The 17,550-nt window shown below is 42.7% G+C and carries 18 protein-coding genes; 1 reads left to right on the top strand and 17 read right to left on the bottom strand.

Annotated elements, in window-relative coordinates; translation table 11 throughout:
* The 14 genes from pepF to ybeY form a co-directional block, all read right to left on the bottom strand.
* A complete protein-coding gene (gene pepF, locus EL140_RS03820; RefSeq protein WP_000244099.1) occupies positions 1–1,803 on the bottom strand; it encodes an oligoendopeptidase F in 1,803 nt (600 codons plus the stop codon).
* Between the two features lie 18 nt (positions 1,804–1,821).
* The gene (locus tag EL140_RS03815) at positions 1,822–2,778 is read right to left on the bottom strand and encodes a competence protein CoiA (protein ID WP_000495880.1); all 957 of its coding nucleotides are present in this window, start codon (positions 2,776–2,778) and stop codon (positions 1,822–1,824) included.
* A 76-nt stretch (positions 2,779–2,854) separates the two neighbouring features.
* Positions 2,855–4,003: a PDDEXK family nuclease gene (locus EL140_RS03810; protein WP_000200351.1), complete on the bottom strand. Its 1,149-nt coding sequence runs from the start codon at positions 4,001–4,003 to the stop codon at positions 2,855–2,857.
* Positions 4,004–4,180: 177 nt separating this feature from the next.
* Positions 4,181–5,041, bottom strand: a complete 861-nt coding sequence (tehB, locus tag EL140_RS03805; RefSeq protein ID WP_000413065.1) for an SAM-dependent methyltransferase TehB — start codon at positions 5,039–5,041, stop codon at positions 4,181–4,183.
* 14 nt (positions 5,042–5,055) lie between these two features.
* Positions 5,056–5,523 (bottom strand): SsrA-binding protein SmpB, encoded by a 468-nt coding sequence (smpB, locus tag EL140_RS03800; RefSeq protein WP_001051742.1) that lies wholly within the window; start codon positions 5,521–5,523, stop codon positions 5,056–5,058.
* Complete coding sequence (gene rnr, locus EL140_RS03795) at positions 5,486–7,840, bottom strand: ribonuclease R (RefSeq protein WP_000653278.1); 2,355 nt, start codon at positions 7,838–7,840, stop codon at positions 5,486–5,488. Before rnr ends, smpB begins: the two co-directional genes overlap by 38 nt.
* 93 nt (positions 7,841–7,933) lie before the next feature.
* Positions 7,934–8,167: a preprotein translocase subunit SecG gene (gene secG / locus EL140_RS03790; RefSeq protein ID WP_000282517.1), complete on the bottom strand. Its 234-nt coding sequence runs from the start codon at positions 8,165–8,167 to the stop codon at positions 7,934–7,936.
* 39 nt (positions 8,168–8,206) lie between these two features.
* Positions 8,207–8,356 (bottom strand): 50S ribosomal protein L33, encoded by a 150-nt coding sequence (gene rpmG, locus EL140_RS03785; RefSeq protein ID WP_007519517.1) that lies wholly within the window; start codon positions 8,354–8,356, stop codon positions 8,207–8,209.
* The gene (locus EL140_RS03780) at positions 8,356–9,555 is read right to left on the bottom strand and encodes a multidrug efflux MFS transporter PmrA (protein ID WP_001156298.1); all 1,200 of its coding nucleotides are present in this window, start codon (positions 9,553–9,555) and stop codon (positions 8,356–8,358) included. The genes rpmG and EL140_RS03780 overlap by 1 nt, the downstream gene beginning before the upstream one ends.
* Positions 9,542–10,147, bottom strand: a complete 606-nt coding sequence (gene coaE / locus EL140_RS03775) for a dephospho-CoA kinase (RefSeq protein ID WP_000516168.1) — start codon at positions 10,145–10,147, stop codon at positions 9,542–9,544. The genes EL140_RS03780 and coaE overlap by 14 nt, the downstream gene beginning before the upstream one ends.
* Positions 10,147–10,971, bottom strand: coding sequence for a DNA-formamidopyrimidine glycosylase (mutM, locus tag EL140_RS03770; protein WP_001114632.1), 825 nt, complete (start codon positions 10,969–10,971; stop codon positions 10,147–10,149). Before mutM ends, coaE begins: the two co-directional genes overlap by 1 nt.
* 48 nt (positions 10,972–11,019) lie before the next feature.
* Positions 11,020–11,919, bottom strand: a complete 900-nt coding sequence (gene era, locus EL140_RS03765) for a GTPase Era (protein ID WP_000143270.1) — start codon at positions 11,917–11,919, stop codon at positions 11,020–11,022.
* A gap of 16 nt (positions 11,920–11,935) precedes the next feature.
* On the bottom strand, positions 11,936–12,331 hold the full coding sequence (locus EL140_RS03760; protein ID WP_000378181.1) for a diacylglycerol kinase family protein: 396 nt from the start codon (positions 12,329–12,331) through the stop codon (positions 11,936–11,938).
* Entirely contained in the window at positions 12,312–12,809 is a 498-nt protein-coding gene (gene ybeY, locus EL140_RS03755; RefSeq protein ID WP_000275169.1) for an rRNA maturation RNase YbeY, read from the bottom strand. Before ybeY ends, EL140_RS03760 begins: the two co-directional genes overlap by 20 nt.
* A gap of 104 nt (positions 12,810–12,913) precedes the next feature.
* Here ybeY and pavA point away from each other — a divergent pair, with 104 nt between their 5' ends.
* Positions 12,914–14,569 carry an Rqc2 family fibronectin-binding protein PavA gene (gene pavA / locus EL140_RS03750; protein ID WP_000006742.1) on the top strand — a complete coding sequence of 552 codons (1,656 nt, stop codon included), beginning with the start codon at positions 12,914–12,916 and terminating at the stop codon, positions 14,567–14,569.
* 199 nt (positions 14,570–14,768) lie between these two features.
* Here pavA and EL140_RS03745 read toward each other — a convergent pair whose 3' ends face one another.
* From EL140_RS03745 to EL140_RS03735, 3 genes are all read right to left on the bottom strand, one after another.
* Positions 14,769–15,500, bottom strand: coding sequence for an NAD-dependent protein deacylase (locus EL140_RS03745; RefSeq protein WP_000357677.1), 732 nt, complete (start codon positions 15,498–15,500; stop codon positions 14,769–14,771).
* Positions 15,501–15,655: 155 nt separating this feature from the next.
* Positions 15,656–16,366, bottom strand: a complete 711-nt coding sequence (gene deoD / locus EL140_RS03740) for a purine-nucleoside phosphorylase (protein WP_000022078.1) — start codon at positions 16,364–16,366, stop codon at positions 15,656–15,658.
* Between the two features lie 473 nt (positions 16,367–16,839).
* Positions 16,840–17,550, bottom strand: coding sequence for a type 1 glutamine amidotransferase (locus EL140_RS03735; protein ID WP_002874486.1), 711 nt, complete (start codon positions 17,548–17,550; stop codon positions 16,840–16,842).

Below are 17,550 nucleotides of genomic sequence, written 5' to 3'. Positions count from 1 at the left end.
TTAAGCTAGTCCCAATTTTTCAACAAGGGCTTCAAACTCGTTCAAGCGACGTTCAAAGACTGCAAAGGCGTCGTTGAGATAGTCTTCTTTTTCCATATCCACTCCCGCTTTTCTCATAACATTGAGTGGATAGTCTGACTTACCTGCTTTGAGATAGTCGATATAGCGGTCACGATCTTCTGGACTACCATGGACAATCTTTTCAGCCAAGGCTGAAGCAGCTGCAAAACCTGTTGAATACTGATAAACATAGTAGTTATAGTAGAAGTGTGGAATGCGCGCCCACTCGTATTGGATCTGAGGATTGTCTTCCTTTCTGAGTCCATAGTACTCTTGGTTCAAGTCAGCGTAGAGCTTATTGAGGAAATCACTTGTCAAGACTTCTCCATTTTGGTCTGCTTGGTGGATAGCATGTTCAAACTCAGCGAATTGAGTTTGACGGAAGACTGTTCCACGGAAACCGTCTAGGAAGTTATTGAGAATTGCAAAACGAGTCGCATCGTCTTCTACTTCTTCCAACAATTTCTCTGTCAAGATATTTTCGTTAGTCGTTGAGGCAATCTCAGCCAAGAAGATAGAATAATCTCCGTAAACATAAGGTTGGGTTTCACGAGTATAGCTGGAGTGCATACTGTGACCTGTCTCATGGACAAGGGTAAAAAGATTGTCTAGATTGTCCTGCCAGTTGAGAAGCATAAAGGCATTGGTATCATAAGAACCACCAGAGTAGGCACCAGAACGCTTGCCTTGGTTTTCATAGACATCAATCCAACGCTCACTGAAGGCACGTTTGACACGGCTCAAGTAGTCGTCACCTAAAACCGCCAAGGCCTCTTCTGCCTTTTTCAAGGCTTCTTCGTAGGTAAAGCTATAATCTACTGACGAAAGCGGTGTGTAGACATCGTACATCTTGAGGTCGGAAATCCCCAAGATTTTAGAACGAAGTTCTAGGTAACGATGCAAGAGTGGCAAATGCTTGCGAACTGCTGCTACTAGATTATCATAGACACTTTCTGGAACAAAGTTTGCTGCAAGGGCTGCATGGCGAGCACTCTTATAGTTGCGAACTTTTGCTCGGTAGTTTTGCACCTTAACATTTGTCTGCAAAGTCTTAGCATAAGTGTGTTGAAATTGCTCGTATGTCGCATAAAGGGCTTCATAGGCACCACGACGCACTTCACGGTTTTTAGACTCCATCAAACGGATGTAAGTACCGTGTGAGAGTTGCACTTCATTGCCTTCGTCATCAAGCACGTATGGGAAGCTAATATCCGCATTGTCCAAAATAGCGAAGGTTTCACTAGCAGAACCAAAGATTTCTCCTGCTCCAGCAAGCAATTCTTCCTCACGTTGCGAAAGAACATGGTCTTTCTTTTGCAAGAGCTTGTCAAAAAAGTGCTTGTAAACTTGGAGTTTTGGTTGAGCTTCTAGGAAGGCCGCATACTGTTCTTCGCTAATCTCCATAAACTCAGGTTCATAGAATGAAAAGGCTTGTTCTAACTGACTGTATAGGGTCATTGCCTTAGCATAGTACTCTTGATACTTGGCTTCACGTGTGTCCTGGTCATTTTTCATATGCGCATAGACATAAAGCTTTTCAACTTGGCGTTCCAAGTCAAGTGAGAATTCTGTAATCTCAAGCAAACTGTCTGCGCTATCCAGGAGATGCCCCTCATACTGAGATGCTGTTTGTACTTTTTCAGTTAAATCTTTCAAGGCTTCTTCCCAAGCCTGGTCTGTTGGGTAGATTGTTGAAAGATCCCATGTATCTTTTTCATTTATTTCATGTCGTTGTAATACCATAAGATTCCTCCATCCTTTCTATTTTACCACATTTTTTGAGAAATATAAGTGATAAAAGGCTGGTGGATAGAGCTTTTGGCGATTATTTTTCGGATTTTTTTGATAGTAAGCCTGAAAATTTCTATAATAGCTAGTCAAATCCGTTTCAATCTGCAAAAAATCACCTGACTCTATCGGTCTGACCTGGGGATACCAGTCGTCCAGTTGATGGTTTAATAGATTGTCTCCTTGATAATAAGCTTCCTCCTGCTTCTTCATCCAGTAGGACGTTTGGTAGTACAACTGCTGGCGAATGTAGTGACAGATAGTGGGATCTTGCACAACTGCAAAACGAGGCAGTTTTTGTTTTTGATAAGGAAATCGTAGGATTTCCAAGAGATTTCCTTTTCCATAGGGAAATTCTTTGACCTGAAAATGAAGCTTGCCACGTAGGTCCTGATGCAAAAGATATTTGAGTCTCAAAACTTGTTTTTTGAGATCCAGTTCCCAAACATAGAAACCCATATTTTGACTAAAATAGAGAAATCCCCTTTGCAATTGTGTTAATCGCTCTTTTAACCAGAGTTTTTCTCCCAGTAGCCAGATAACCTGATAGCCTTGGCTACGGTATCCTTGGCTTCTATCACCTAAAAGCTTTTGAGACAAGGGGCTGCACTGAACCTCCAGAGCTAGTTTCTCATTGACAAGAACATCCGCAACCTGCTGAATCTCAGGCAGACTATATTCTAAGGCGACCTGACTGTCCTTCTTGGCCCAGTGATAAAGGGCCTCTTTGTTGCCCAAGTGTTCTGGACTTTCATTTTCAAAAATGGCCATACAATCTCTTAACCTTTCATGGGCAAAGTGCGTTCGAATACTCTGTCCTTGACGTAATCGTAGTCCGCCCCCACAGGCTGGACAAGTATAGGCTTGCTTGGTCACATCTTTTTCAAGGGCATTCACCAAATTCCCCTTGGCATCTCTGGCTACAAACATGGGCTACCTCCTTTTCTCATTTATTCGAAAAAGAAGCAAAAAAGACTGGAATTCCAGCCTTTCATGATATTATCTCTTATCTTTTTTGTCTCTTAGAATATTTTTTTAGCATGGGAATGAGATTGGAAATCTGCTCACTTCTAATGACCAGCACGCCGTATTCTTGGCAGCGATTGGCATAAGCAGGATTGATTTTCCCCGTACAGACAATTAACTTGAGGCAACTCTCCCCAGCAAAATGATTAGCGTAGACTTCTAGTTCGTTGATGGCTTCAACTGATAAATCTGTCATCTTGCAGGAGATAAAGGTAATCGAGCGGCCCTTTCTCAGAATAACATCAATCTCATTTTGGACATTATCCGCCTCTGGAAAGATGCCATTCCAATCAATCTCACCTCCTATCATGCACTCATCAAACAGCTGAGATTCAAGCGCCAAGAGATAGAGATATACCTCTAAAATATGTCCCTTATTGCGGCAAAAGATTTGAGCTTCTTGACTTGGAAAGCTGTATGCTACTCGTTTCTTGTCCTCGCTTTCAATACAAAGCATCCCTGCTTCCACAAGTAAAGGAATAAGGGATTTTGGATAGTGATAATACCTACCATTGTTTTCCAGTATTTTTTCAGTCTCTGCATGCAGGTCATTGGTCTTAGCTAGAGAGAAAAATTGGGTCACTTGATACCAGTGGGCAGGATTGGCAATGGCGGAGCTGGCTAGTTTTTTGATGGCTGCAATTTGCTGAGCTGAGTGGATAGGGCGTTTTGATTTGAGCATTCTTCCACCACGCAAGGCTATCAGCTGCTGGATGCTTAGGGTTGGAATGTCCATGTCTTCTTTTTCTAACTGACCGGCTACCCACTTGTATTGTTTTCCTCGCTCAACATCCATGGCAACGATGGGGAGGTCCCGATCCAAGCCGTATTGATAGAGAGATAAGGCTAGTAGCGAATCCCCACCAAAAACATCAAGAAGAACCTGATCATAGCCTGCTAGACAATAATCTAACTGATCAGACAGTTGTTCTAAGGATAACTGACGAAAGGTCACTCGTTGAATATGAGGAACCTCTTCCATGATAAACTGACGGAGAGAAACTTTCTCTTCATTACTTATTTTTGTCAAAGAAAGGAAGAGGAGCTCGTCACAATCACTGATAAAGGCTTGGTAGACATTCTTTTCCAATACATGCCGATCATACAATTCCACCAAAAAACTCGTCATTCGACCACCTCCATCATAAAGACTTTCTTGCACTGAGAGTATCAGCAATACAGTTCTACTGCTCAGATTTCCTACTTCTAGTATAGCATAAAATCCTGCTCGCCCCAATCAACCAACGCAAACAAAAACGAATAGAAACCTTGCAAATCGGTTACTATTCGCTGGTAGATGTTTAATTTACTTGATTTTTTTGGCTAACATAGTCGCAAAGCGTAGTTGAATGCGATTACCATTTTCATCACGACGGTGCAGATGTCCTGGATTTTCATTATACTTGACCAATTCCCAATCTTTGTAGTAGTCCGCCAACTCCCCTTCTTTAAAGGTGAATGGGAAGTTAACCGAGCAAGGATAATCCTCCGTGTCCATGGCACAGACGATGAGATTGTAGCCACCGACTGTGGTGTGCTCCTGCATATTTTGGATAATAGCTGGAATGCGGTCCGCTTGTAGGAACATCAGAACAACTGTTGAAACGATAAAATCATAGTCTTGGCTAATGCTGGCTGAATTGATATCATAAAGTCCGACAGGCATGTCTAGATCCTCTTGTTCCACAATGCTTTGCAAGATTTCAAGGGACAATTCATTTTGATCCACAGCTGTCACATCAAAACCATTCTGTGCGAGAAAGAGAGAGTTACGCCCCTGACCACAACCCAAATCCAAGGCTCTTCCTGGTTTCACCGTCTGCATAGCCTCTAAGACTTCCGAATGGACTGGATTGGTCTGGTATTTCTTAGGGAAATAATCCTCAGGTTTACAATAAAATTCCAAGTACCATTCTACATCATCAGTGGCAGCCTCTACTCGGTGCCAGGCTTGCGGTTGAGCCATGGGATTGCCAGCTCCTGCCTCAAAGAGGTGCTCAGCTAGAACCTCACCATCTTCTGTCAACTCAATAAACTTGAGTGCCCCCTTTAAGACAGTAATTTTTCCCCAAGTGCCGACCTTGGTATTGTGCTTTTGCTGAACTGCTTCAGGCATGGTCTGTTTATTCCACAAGGGCATCCGTTTATAGGCAATTAATTTTTCCATTTTACTTCCTCTTCTTAACGCTGGTTGACAGCTTTCATCACACGCGCGATGTCGCGGTTTTGTTCACGACGCTTGATTGACTCCCGTTTGTCATAGTCATGTTTCCCTTTAGCAAGTCCTAAAAGGAGTTTAGCATAACCATCTTTGATATAGACTTTAAGGGGAACAAGGGTCATTCCTGTCCCTTTGGTCTCTTGTTCCAATTTTTGAATTTGCTTCTTATGGAGCAGAAGTTTGCGACGTCGTTCTGGTTCCTGGTTCCAGATATTGCCCTCTTCGTAAGGGGCGATATGGACATTGCTCAGCCAGACTTCCCCATTTTTTACTTGGGCAAAGCCGTCCTTGAGATTGATTCGAGCTGCTCGAACGCTCTTGATTTCAGTTCCGGTTAGGACCATTCCTGCCTCTAGCGTATCTACGATTGTATAGTCGTGGTGCGCCTTTTTATTTTGTGCGACGACCTTTCCCTCGCCCTTTGCCATGCTTGGCTCCTTTCTTAGCTACTTCCTTGTAAAAAGGTTTCTTGCCTTTTTTCTTTTTATCTTTTTGTGAATGCTTGTGCTTATCATTTGAGCGCCCTGATTTTCTCTTGTCTTCCTTCTTATCCGAACGACGACTTGAGCCACGACCCCTGTCTCTGCGACCAGCTTGTTTCAAGCCCTTTTCGATGACATCAAACTCACTTGGAATATAAGAGAAATCAATCTCTCCTGTCATCTTATCGGCTCTTTCTACACGAATACGAATTTGCTGTCCCACACGGAAGGTTGTTCCTGATTTCTCCCCACGAAGAGTCAAATCACGTTCATTAAAATGATAAAATTCAGGCAAATTGGTAATGTGAATCAATCCTTCGACTGTATTTGGCAATTCAACAAAGAGACCGAATTTGACGATGCTTGATACAACTGCGTCGTACTCTTCACCAACGTATTCTTCCATGTACTCAGCCTTTTTCATGGCTTCGACTTCACGCTCGGCCTCGATGGCACGACGCTCACGATTGGAAGACTGGGTTGCAATCTCTGGAATCACTTGTTCAAAATGCTCGGCTATTTCCTTGGAACGACCATAGTCCCGAATCATGCGGTGGACAAGGAGATCTGGATAACGGCGAATAGGACTGGTGAAGTGAGTATAATAGTCTGCAGCAAGGCCATAGTGACCGTGATTGTGCTCAGAATAGCGAGCCTGTTGCATAGAACGGAGAAGCATCATGGACAATACATCCGCATAGGGTTCTCCCTCAACAGCACGCATGATGTCTTGAAGCGCCTCCTGGCTAATCTCACTGGCAGTCCCATAAATCCGCAAACCAAAGCTTGAAGCATAGTCAATAAACTTCTGAACTTTTTCAGCCTTGGGCTCCTCGTGGATTCGATAGATGAAAGGTAGGTCCAGCTTGCTAAAGTGCTCGGCAACTGTTTCATTGGCAATCAACATGAAGGACTCGATCATCCGCTCAGCAACACCACGCTGACGAAGAACGATATCAACAGGCTTACCTTTTTTATCCACTAGAATCTTTGCTTCGCTGGTATCAAAGTTAAGGGCACCACGCTTCTCACGCATGCTTTCTAGCCTTTCATGGAGCTTGGCCATGAGTTCGATACTTGGAACAATTTTCTTAAACTCTTGTCTCTTTTCCTCGTCGCCAGCCAGGATGTCATTGACAGCGCTATAGGTCATACGAAAGCTTGTCTTGATCACTGTTTGGGTAATGGTGTAATTAACCACACGACCATGTTTATCAATTTCCATAATAGCAGACTGGGTCAAGCGATCTACTTGAGGATTGAGAGAGCAAATGCCGTTTGACAAACGCTCTGGAAGCATTGGTACCACACGGTCTGTCACGTAGACAGAAGTCGCGCGGTTAAGGGCTTCCTTGTCCAGGGCAGAACCCTCAGTCACGTAGTAGGAAACATCCGCGATGTGAACTCCGAGTTCGATATTGCCATTCTTTAAAGGCTTGATGTGTACTGCGTCGTCCAAGTCCTTGGCATCCGCACCGTCAATAGTAAAGGTAAGCTCATCTCTTAAATCAAGACGCCCTTCCATATCCTTTTGAGACGGAGCTTCTGGTACACTTTCTGCCTCCTTGAGAACAGCTTCTGGAAATTCTGAAACAATATCCATGGATTCCAAGACTTCAAGAACGTCAATCCCAGCATCAGTAGAATGTCCTACTACATCAAGTACAGATGCTACAAAGAAATCGTGTTTTCTACTTGGGTATTTATCGATAAAGACCTTGAGAACCTCTGTTCCTTCCAACTTGATAGCTGGTTTCTTCACATAAATCGGTTGGCTGATTTTCTGATTTTTTGAACGGATGTAGCCCGCATACTTGGGCTTTTCCTGATCCAAAACGATTTGCCCGACAACTGTCGTCAGGCTATGCTCTAGGATATCGATAATTTTTGCTTCTGCAGCAGTTCCCTTGTTACGGTCAGCGACTTTCTTAATCACGACCTCAACGGTATCACCATCAATGGCATAGTTGACATCGTTTTTTCCTACAAAAAGATCGTCCTCTTCGCCTTCCAGACTGACAAATCCAAAGCCATTTTTATGGGCATGAAAAATCCCTTTGAGGGTGATTTCATGTTTCTTCTTTTGGTCCAGACATAAACTACCATCATCTTCAAAACGAATCTGGTGCTTTCTTTCCATCAGAGACAGGGTTTTAATCAACTCACGGAAATCCTTGGACCCATCCTTTCCGAGAGCCTGAGCCAGGTCATTTACCGTCACTCGCCCCTTCTCTTGCAAATATTCTTTAATTTTATCTTTCATGTTTTCTTTCTAGATTTTTATATTTTTTTGATTGATAACTTTGTAAGTGTCGTTAAAAATAAAAATAGGCTAAGACCTAGTCTCGCCCATTTCTTATCTACTTGATAATACCGTCAATGCTAAGGCAATGGCTAGCCAGAAAAAGACTAAAATACCTGTCAAACGTTGCATCACAGCTTCAAAACCACGCGCTTTACTACGTTCAAACAAATCACCTGAGCTGGCATCAAATACATTGCTGGATTGGTTCTTAGTTGGTTGCATGAAAATCGCAATCACAATCACAACAGATAATACTAATAAAATGGTTAATAATAGGTTATACATATCAAACTCCTTAAAATCCCTATTATTTTACCATAAATTCTACTTAGATTCAAGATGTAAAGTTACTTTTCTTTCCTTTGGACAATATTTTAACACCTCAATCTTGTCTGGATGGGTTTTGGAGTTCTTACTGGTTAGATAATTCATGCTGCCACAAGAGGAGCACTTGAGATTGATTTTTACTCGCACTAGATTTCCTTTACTTTTAATAATGATCTAAATTGCACTAAGTTACATAAACAACTGAAAGCCACACAGGCTGCTGTCGCATAAAAGACAGCATGGTAGCCCAAATATCCTGCAACTGCGGATCCCGCCATAGGTCCAATCACTCCACCGAGGTAAAAAAAGACTTGGTTGAAGGCGAAAATCCTTGAAATACCTGATTTTGGAGTCAATTTGCTAAGAAGGGCATTAACCCCCGGTATGAGAGCTCCCGTTCCCAAACCAAAGAGAAAACGATACAAGCCAAGTTGAAGGGGGCTGGTTGCATGAGCACAAAGTATGTAAATGATGACGGAATAAATCTGCGCCACAACTAACAATCTATGATTCCCAACCTTATCGCCAAGTTTTCCTAGAATTCCAGCACTCATCATGCTAGAAAATCCCATGCTGGATACAATCAATCCTGATACAAAGAGGAGATTCTCAGTCTGCCCTAAGTCCCGCACATAGAGAGCTAGAATGGGGCCAATTGATTGAGCTGAAAATTGAATGACAAAGCTCGTCAAAAATAGGTTTACTAAGAGCCTAGGATACTTGAAAGCAGAAAATACTTCTTTCGTTGGGATAGCCTTCTCCTTAGCCACTGGCTGAAAATCTTCCTTGATAAAGAAAATGGTTAGGATTGCAGCTAAAAATAAGAAAGCGCCTACCAATAAAAAAACATTACGAATGCCAAAAATTTCAGCAATAAAGCCTCCAACAAAGGGGCCCGTCAGTGTTCCCGCAACTACACCTGTAGATAGAGTCCCTAGAGCCGCTCCAGACTTATCTTTAGGTACCTGACTAGCAATCAAGGCCGTTGCATTGGGGACAAAACCAGTAAATACACCATTGAGCAAGCGCAGAAAGAGTAGCCAATAGATATTTGGCACGAAGGCCAAACCTCCCATAGTGATGGTCATGGCAAGACCTGCTCGAATCATCATGGGTTTTCGACCATATTTGTCAGCAAGAATACCCCAGATAGGAGAAACTAGAGCTGCTGAAACAGCCGAAACTGAGATGGCTAATCCAGCATAAAAAGCAACTTGGTCCCCTTCAATTCCCAACTGTTCTACAAAGATAGGCATGAAAGGAACGACCAAGGAAATGCTGGCGCCCGTTAGAAAACTACCGAACCAGGCGACACGAAGATTCTCTTTCCAACTAATCTCTTGCACAGCTATCGCCTCCTTCAAGTAACTTCACTACTTGAGTCACAAGCTGATCACGACTGCCATTGTTGTCTAGAACATGACTGGCCAAATCTTTCTTTTTCTCTAAAGACCATTGGGCGGCCAAACGCGACTCTGCTACTTCCTTAGAAAGTTGATTTCGTTTCATGAAACGTTCCACCTGAACATCTCGGTCCACATAGACCAGCCAAGTTTCATCAAACCAAGCACTGTAGTCCTGTTCAAAAAGTAGGGGAATATCCATGAAAAAAATCGCTTCTGTCTGAGCCAACTGGTCTCTCAGTGCAGCCAATTCCTCACGAATAATCTCTCCTTGGGTTTGTTTAGACCATTCTCGCTCCTCAGGATTTGAGAAGATGAGATTAGCCAGGAGAGGGCGATTGAGTTCTCCATTTTCAAGGATGATTTCCTGCCCAAAGTGGTGAACTAAGAGCTGATAAAGACGACCACCAGGTTTTTGTAGCTGGTGGACGACTGAGTCAGCATCGACCACTTGAAAGCCTTTCTCTCTTAGGAAATTTGTCACAGTTGACTTACCAGAAGCAATTCCTCCTGTGATTCCAATGATTTTCCCCATCAGTCCCTCCTTTGACACTGAGGACAAAAATGAGTTCCTCGTCCACCGAGTTGGAATTTCTCAATCACTGTCCCACAGCGCGAACATGCTTGTCCAGTCTTATCATAGACCTGATGGAAGTCCTGCATGGTTCCGTCTTCCCCAAAGGCATTGGTATAGGTCCGAATGGTGGAACCGCCCTTTTCGACTGCCTGTCCCAAAACAGCAATGGTCTGGTCATGGATGGCTAACGCTTCTTCTGCCGTCAAAGTCTGCGAAGGTCTTGCTGGATGGACCTGTGCTCGCCAGAGGACCTCATCCACATAGATATTGCCAAGGCCAGCTACCAAGGTTTGGTCTAGGAGGTGGGATTTGATAGGCTTTTTAGATTTGGCTAGGGCAGCTTGGAAGGACTGCAAATCAAAGTCCTGATCTCTTGGCTCAGGTCCTAATTTTTTAGAAACAAAGTAGGCATCCAAAAGTTCATGCACCAATAGTTCCATGGTACCAAACTTGCGTACATCCTCATAAACAAGCGTTCCTCCATCTTCAAACCGAATGAAAACATGGGCATGCTTGCGTTCAGGAACCTGGTCTGGATAATAAAAATACTTGCCTTCCATTCGCAGATGGGAAATCAAGACCTTATCTGTCAGGTAGAAAAGCAGATACTTGCCACGGCGTCCCATAGACTCAATTACTTGGCCAGACACTTCCTTTTGAAACTCGTCCAAATCTGTCTTGATCATCTTAGGATAAGTAATCTCTACACTCGAAATCTTCTTTCCCAAAATTAATTTCTCTAAGCCACGGCGAACGGTTTCAACCTCAGGTAATTCAGGCATAACTCCTCCTTCTGTAAAAACAAGAAGCAGGCATGCGCCCACCTCTACTTAGTATTCTTTCTCATTATAGCCAAAATCAGCCAAATCTAGCTTTTTATCTCGCCAGTTTTTCTTGACCTTGACCCAAGTTTCTAGGAAAACCTTGTCCCCTAGCATGAGTTCGATATCACGACGGGCCATGGTCCCTATTTTCTTGAGCATAGCGCCACCTTTTCCGATGATGATGCCCTTTTGGCTATCACGCTCGACCATGATGGTTGCACGGATATGAACCTTGTCTGTCTCTTCATCACGCTTCATGGAGTCAACTACCACTGCAACTGAGTGAGGAATCTCTTCTCGAGTTAGGTGCAAGACTTTCTCACGAATCATTTCAGAAACCAAGAAACGCTCAGGATGATCTGTGATTTGATCAGCTGGGAAATACTGGAAACCTTCCTCTAGATTTTCACTCAAAATATCGATTAGTCGAGAAACGTTATTTCCCTGAAGGGCTGAGATAGGAACAATTTCCTTGAAGTCCATCTGATTTCGGAAATCATCAATCTGAGCCAAAAGCTGGTCTGGGTGGACCTTGTCAATCTTATTGACCACCAGAATCACAGGAACCTTGGCAGCCTTGAGACGATCGATAATCATGTCGTCACCCTTACCACGTGGCTCATCAGCTGGTACCATGAATAGAACAGTATCCACTTCACGAAGGGTGCTGTAAGCTGATTCCACCATGAAATCTCCAAGAGCTGTTTTGGGCTTGTGAATCCCCGGTGTATCGATAAAGACGATTTGCTCCTTATCCGTGGTGTAAATCCCCATGATTTTATTGCGCGTTGTTTGCGCCTTGTCACTCATAATGGCAATCTTTTGCCCCATGACGTGATTCAAAAAGGTTGACTTCCCGACATTGGGACGTCCCAAAATAGCTACAAAGCCTGATTTAAATGTCATAATTTCCTCTTAGTGTTTAAAATAGTATATCCCAAATGCGTGGGAGAAAGATAAGTGCACCTGTCACTGCAGCAAAAAGAGAGACAACTAGCACGGCTCCTGCTGCCATGTCCTTGGCTTTCTTTGCCAACATAGAAAAGTGATAGTGACTGGCTAGATCCACCACATTTTCAATAGCAGAGTTAATAATCTCAAAGGCTACTACCAAGAAAATGCTCATTAGGAGAAAGAGCCATTCAATTCGTGACACCTGAAAAACAAAACCTGCAAGGATGACTACTAGAGCCGTCACTGCATGTTTTCGCATATTGCGTTCTTCCTTGAAAGCAGTCAGAATTCCTGTAAGAGCAAATTCTAAACTAGATACCAGGTCACGATTTTTCCATTTTCGTTTATTGTCTTGTGAGTCCATAGGCTGTCAAAATTTCTTCTTGTAAACCGAACATCTCCGCTTCTTCTTCCGGAGTGTAGTGATCGTAGCCGTTAATGTGTAAAAAGCCGTGTACTGCCAAGAAGCCCATCTCACGCTCAAAGCTGTGGCCATATTCCTCAGCCTGCTCATGCGCTTTATCAATAGAGATGAACAGTTCCCCAATATAGGCATCAAACTCGGACATCATTTCTGCTAATTCAGGATTTTCAAGCAAATCTTCTTCATCAAAGGCAATGTCCAACTCTGGTTTATACTCAAGGCTGATGACATCTGTCGGACGATCCGTATCACGGTACTCGAGGTTGAGTTCGTGGCTACGCTCGTTGGTCACAAAAGTAACTGCCATCTCCTTGTCTTCTTTTCCTATTTTTTGGGCTGCAAATTCCAAAATTTCTTGGGTTTGTTGCAATATTTCTTGTGAAACTTGACCAGTTTCATCTACCATTTCAATATACATGTACTTCTCGATTCTCTTTACTTGGCTTTATTATACCACATTTCCATGATTTTATTCTACCTTTTTGATATAATACTATGGAATACAATCACAAGGAGAGAACGATGTCATTTGACGGATTTTTTTTACACCATATGGTTGAGGAATTGCGAAGAGAGTTGGTCAATGGTCGCATCCAGAAAATCAATCAACCTTTTGAACAAGAGTTGGTCTTGCAAATCCGCAGCAATCGCCAAAGCCATCGCCTGCTCCTCTCTGCTCATCCCGTTTTTGGTCGCATCCAGCTGACCCAAACAACCTTTGAAAATCCAGCCCAACCTTCCACTTTTATCATGGTTTTGAGAAAGTATTTGCAGGGTGCCCTGATTGAGTCGATCGAGCAAATCGAAAATGACCGTATTGTGGAAATTACAGTTTCCAATAAAAATGAGATTGGGGACCATATTCAGGCTACCTTGATTATCGAAATCATGGGCAAACACAGTAATATTCTCCTCGTGGATAAAAGCAGCCATAGAATCCTCGAAGTTATTAAACACGTTGGCTTTTCACAAAATAGCTACCGCACCTTGCTCCCCGGATCGACCTATCTCGCTCCACCAAGCACCGAGTCTCTCAATCCTTTTACTGTCAAGGATGGAAAACTCTTTGAAATTCTGCAAACCCAAGAACTAACTGCAAAAAATCTTCAAAGTCTCTTTCAAGGTCTGGGACGTGATACGGCAAATGAATTGGAAAACATTCTTGTCAGTGATAAACTGTCTACTTTCCGAAACTTTTTCAGTCAAGAAACCAAGCCATGCTTAACAGAGACTTCCTTCAGCCCAGTTCCTTTTGTAAATCAGGTGGGAGAGCCTTTTGCCAGCCTTTCTGACTTGCTGGACACCTACTATAAGGACAAGGCTGAACGCGACCGTGTCAAACAGCAAGCCAGCGAACTGATTCGACGTGTTGAAAATGAACTTCAGAAAAATCGACATAAGCTGAAAAAACAAGAAAAAGAATTACTGGCAACAGACAATGCTGAGGAATTTCGCCAAAAAGGGGAATTGTTGACAACCTTCCTCCACCAAGTGCCTAATGACCAAGATCAGGTTACCTTGGACAACTACTACACCAATCAACCTATCACCATTGCGCTTGATAAGGCCTTGACTCCCAGTCAGAATGCCCAACGCTATTTTAAGCGTTACCAGAAACTCAAAGAAGCAGTCAAATACCTGACTGAACTGATCGAAGAAACCAAGGCTACCATTCTTTATCTAGAAAGTGTCGAGACTGTTCTCAATCAAGCTGGGCTGGAGGAAATCGCTGAAATCCGTGAAGAATTGATCCAAACTGGCTTTATTAGAAGACGCCAACGCGAGAAAATTCAGAAACGCAAAAAACCAGAACAGTATCTGGCGAGCGATGGCAAGACCATCATCTATGTCGGACGAAACAACCTGCAAAATGAGGAATTGACCTTTAAAATGGCCCGCAAGGAAGAACTCTGGTTCCATGCCAAGGACATCCCTGGAAGCCACGTCGTCATCTCAGGAAATCTCAATCCTTCTGACGAAGTCAAGACAGATGCGGCTGAATTAGCTGCCTACTTCTCCAAAGGTCGCTTGTCAAATCTCGTGCAAGTGGATATGATTGAAGTCAAGAAACTCAATAAACCAACTGGTGGCAAACCTGGCTTTGTAACCTACACAGGACAAAAGACCCTCCGCGTTACACCAGACCCAGAAAAAATCGCATCTATGAAAAAATCCTGATTTCAATTGAAATCAGGATTTTCTTTTACATTTTACTCTGCAATTAAGGTTTCCAAACCAACCTTCATCATATCTGTGAAGGTATTTTGATTTTCTCAGCTAGTTTGTAACAAGTCTCAATGAGTGAGATAGTGATCAAAAACTGAAATATCTTCCTCTTTCAAGTAACAAGGTTTTGTTACTATCTTCTAAAATTTTTTTATTGTCTCAATTTCGAAAAAACTTCCCCAATCTTGCCTTCAATGACCAATGTAGCTTGGCTGTCTTGTGGAATACTGGTTTTATTGATAACGACCAGATTTGTCCCAGAAAAATAGTTTACTAGGCTAGCTGCAGGATAAACAACCAAGGAAGTCCCACCAATAATCAGCAAGTCTGCTTGCCGAATAGCTTGTGCAGCTTGACTAAAAACATCCATGTCAAGTGATTCTTCATACAAGGTCACGTCAGGCTTGACCACCTTGCCACAGTCCAAGCAGTGAGGAATCGTTCCCTTGAGGGCCAGAAAGGCAGTTAAGTCATAGAAACGATGACAACCTAGGCAGTAATTACGGTCCGCACTCCCATGCAATTTGATAACCTTTTGGGAGCCAGCCATTTCATGAAGACTATCGATATTTTGTGTCACAACAGCCTTTAGCTTACCTATCTTTTCCAAAGCAGCCAGATAAGTGTGAGCAGCATTAGGCTTGGCTTCTGGATAAATCAGGTATTTTTTATAAAAGTCAAAAAAATCTTCTGGATAGCGCTCAAACATGGTCCGAGAAACGAGTTGCTCTGCCGTAAAATGACGGCCTAACTGATGACTATAAACACCATCTGAACTACGAAAATCTGGGATACTAGACTCGGTTGACACTCCTGCTCCTCCGAAAAAGACTATTCTGTAGCTTTTATCAATCAAGTCTTGTAATAGTTCTATTTTATCCATCCTATTCTCCTTGTATTTTACATTCTAAAAAAGTTGAAAACCAATCGCTCCAAGCAATCTGATTTTCAACTCTTCCTTTATCATTACTTATGTATTTGAGATTAAAGTATTTGAATCAATCTTAGAAGTAACCTTATCTCGAAGTAATACGATGTTTAGTCTGAAATCAAAGTTTCCAAACCAACCTTCATCATATCTGTGAAGGTATTTTGGCGTTCTTCAGCTGTTGTGTCTTCTTCTGGATTAACCAAACTATCAGAAATAGTCATGATAGCTAGCGCATCAACATGGTGTTGGGCCGCCAAGTAGTAAAGAGCCGCTGCTTCCATTTCCACAGCCTTAACGCCCCATTTACCAAGCTCGATATTCTTTTCAAAGTAGTTTGAGTAAAAGACATCAGATGACAAAACATTCCCAACGTGGGTTGTCATACCGTGTTCTTTTGCAATATGGTAGGCCTTGTCCAGCAAATCAAAGCTAGCGATTTGTGGGAAATCGTACTGAGGCCAGTCATTGCGGATGATGTTTGAGTTAGTCGCAGCTGCTTGTGCCAAGACCAATTCACGGACATGGACATCCTCGTTTAAGGAACCCGCAGTTCCCACACGGATTAATTTCTTCACACCGTAGTCCACAATCAACTCACGCGCATAAATCGAAATGGATGGCATCCCCATCCCAGTTCCCATGACCGATACACGGTGCCCTTTGTAAGTACCAGTGTAACCAAACATGTTACGCACTTCGTTAAAACAAACAGCATCTTCAAGGAAGTTTTCCGCAATAAATTTCGCACGAAGAGGATCCCCAGGAAGAAGAATTTTATCAGCAATTTCACCCTGCTTAGCAGCAATATGGATAGACATAATTTAAGATACCAAACCCGTCAAAAAGCGAAGGGAAAATAGGAGTTGGGTGCAGTGAGCGATGCTCGCTAGACCAACTGTCTTTTTCCCACTGCTTTTAGTGTGGGTTCAATTCCTTTCTTTCTTAATTTTTATGATATAGAAGAGAACAGTCCGAGTTCAATTCAAACCCGAACTACCCTACCTTTCAATGTTTTTAGAAAAGTTTTCCGCTCGTGTTCAAATCAGAACACTTCACTCTACCTTTCTTTTTATATATTTAGGATAGCGACAGAGAACAAAGTAAAAATAGGAAACTGACGACGCATCGCAGATGCTAGACAGTTTATCTTTTTTAAACAGTTCTCCGCCCGTATTCAGTTCAACAAATACGGTTTACCCATCCTTTCTTTCTTGATTTTAAAATTAAATATTTCACAGAACAATTAGCCCGAGTTTGACTATAACTCAGATACTCTGCCTTTCTGTAGTTCCTAGTTTACCAATGAATCTAAAAATGCATACAGTTTTGCATTCATTTCAGAATAATCGTTTCCACGTAATTCTTCTGGTGTTTGAACAAAAGGCAACTTTTCACTTTGCTCTCTTAATTTCTCCTCACCATCCGCAGCAATCAATAATTCTACTGCGTCTGGATCAAATTCCAAATGAGCCTGAAAGGCATAATGTTTTGAACTGAAGCGAATAATTTGGCGTGGACAACCTTGACTGGTCGCTAAGACGACAGCTTCATCTGTCAGCCCTGGCATATCACCGTGCCAGTGGCCGGTTTCTATGTTTTTTCCGAACAAGCTGACATGAGGATCTGTTAGACCTTGTATCGTCAATGTCACAGGATAAACGCCGATCTCGCGCTCAGGACTGTGCTCATACTCCGCACCATAGGCAACAGACAGGAGTTGCGCACCAAGACAGACACCAACAATATAAATATCTGCTGCAATCGCTTCTTTCATAAAAGCAAGCTCAGCCTTTGGATCATAGTATGGGAAGTTTTCTCTATCCTCATCAGGTGATTGAGGACCACCCATGACAATCAGAAAATCAATCCCGTCAATTGTTTCAGGAAGAGGTTCTTTTTCATAAACCTTTGTTGATGTAATTTGATGACCTCGTTCTATAGCCCATTTTAGATATGCGCCTGGAACCTCAAATGTCTCATGTAAAATAAAGTGAACTCTCAT

Origin of the sequence: Streptococcus oralis ATCC 35037, from assembly GCF_900637025.1 — a bacterium.
In the GTDB taxonomy this organism is placed as follows: Bacteria; Bacillota; Bacilli; order Lactobacillales; family Streptococcaceae; genus Streptococcus; species Streptococcus oralis.
The sequence above is the reverse complement of the archived record's forward strand: the minus strand, read 5'-3'. Positions and strand labels throughout refer to the sequence as shown.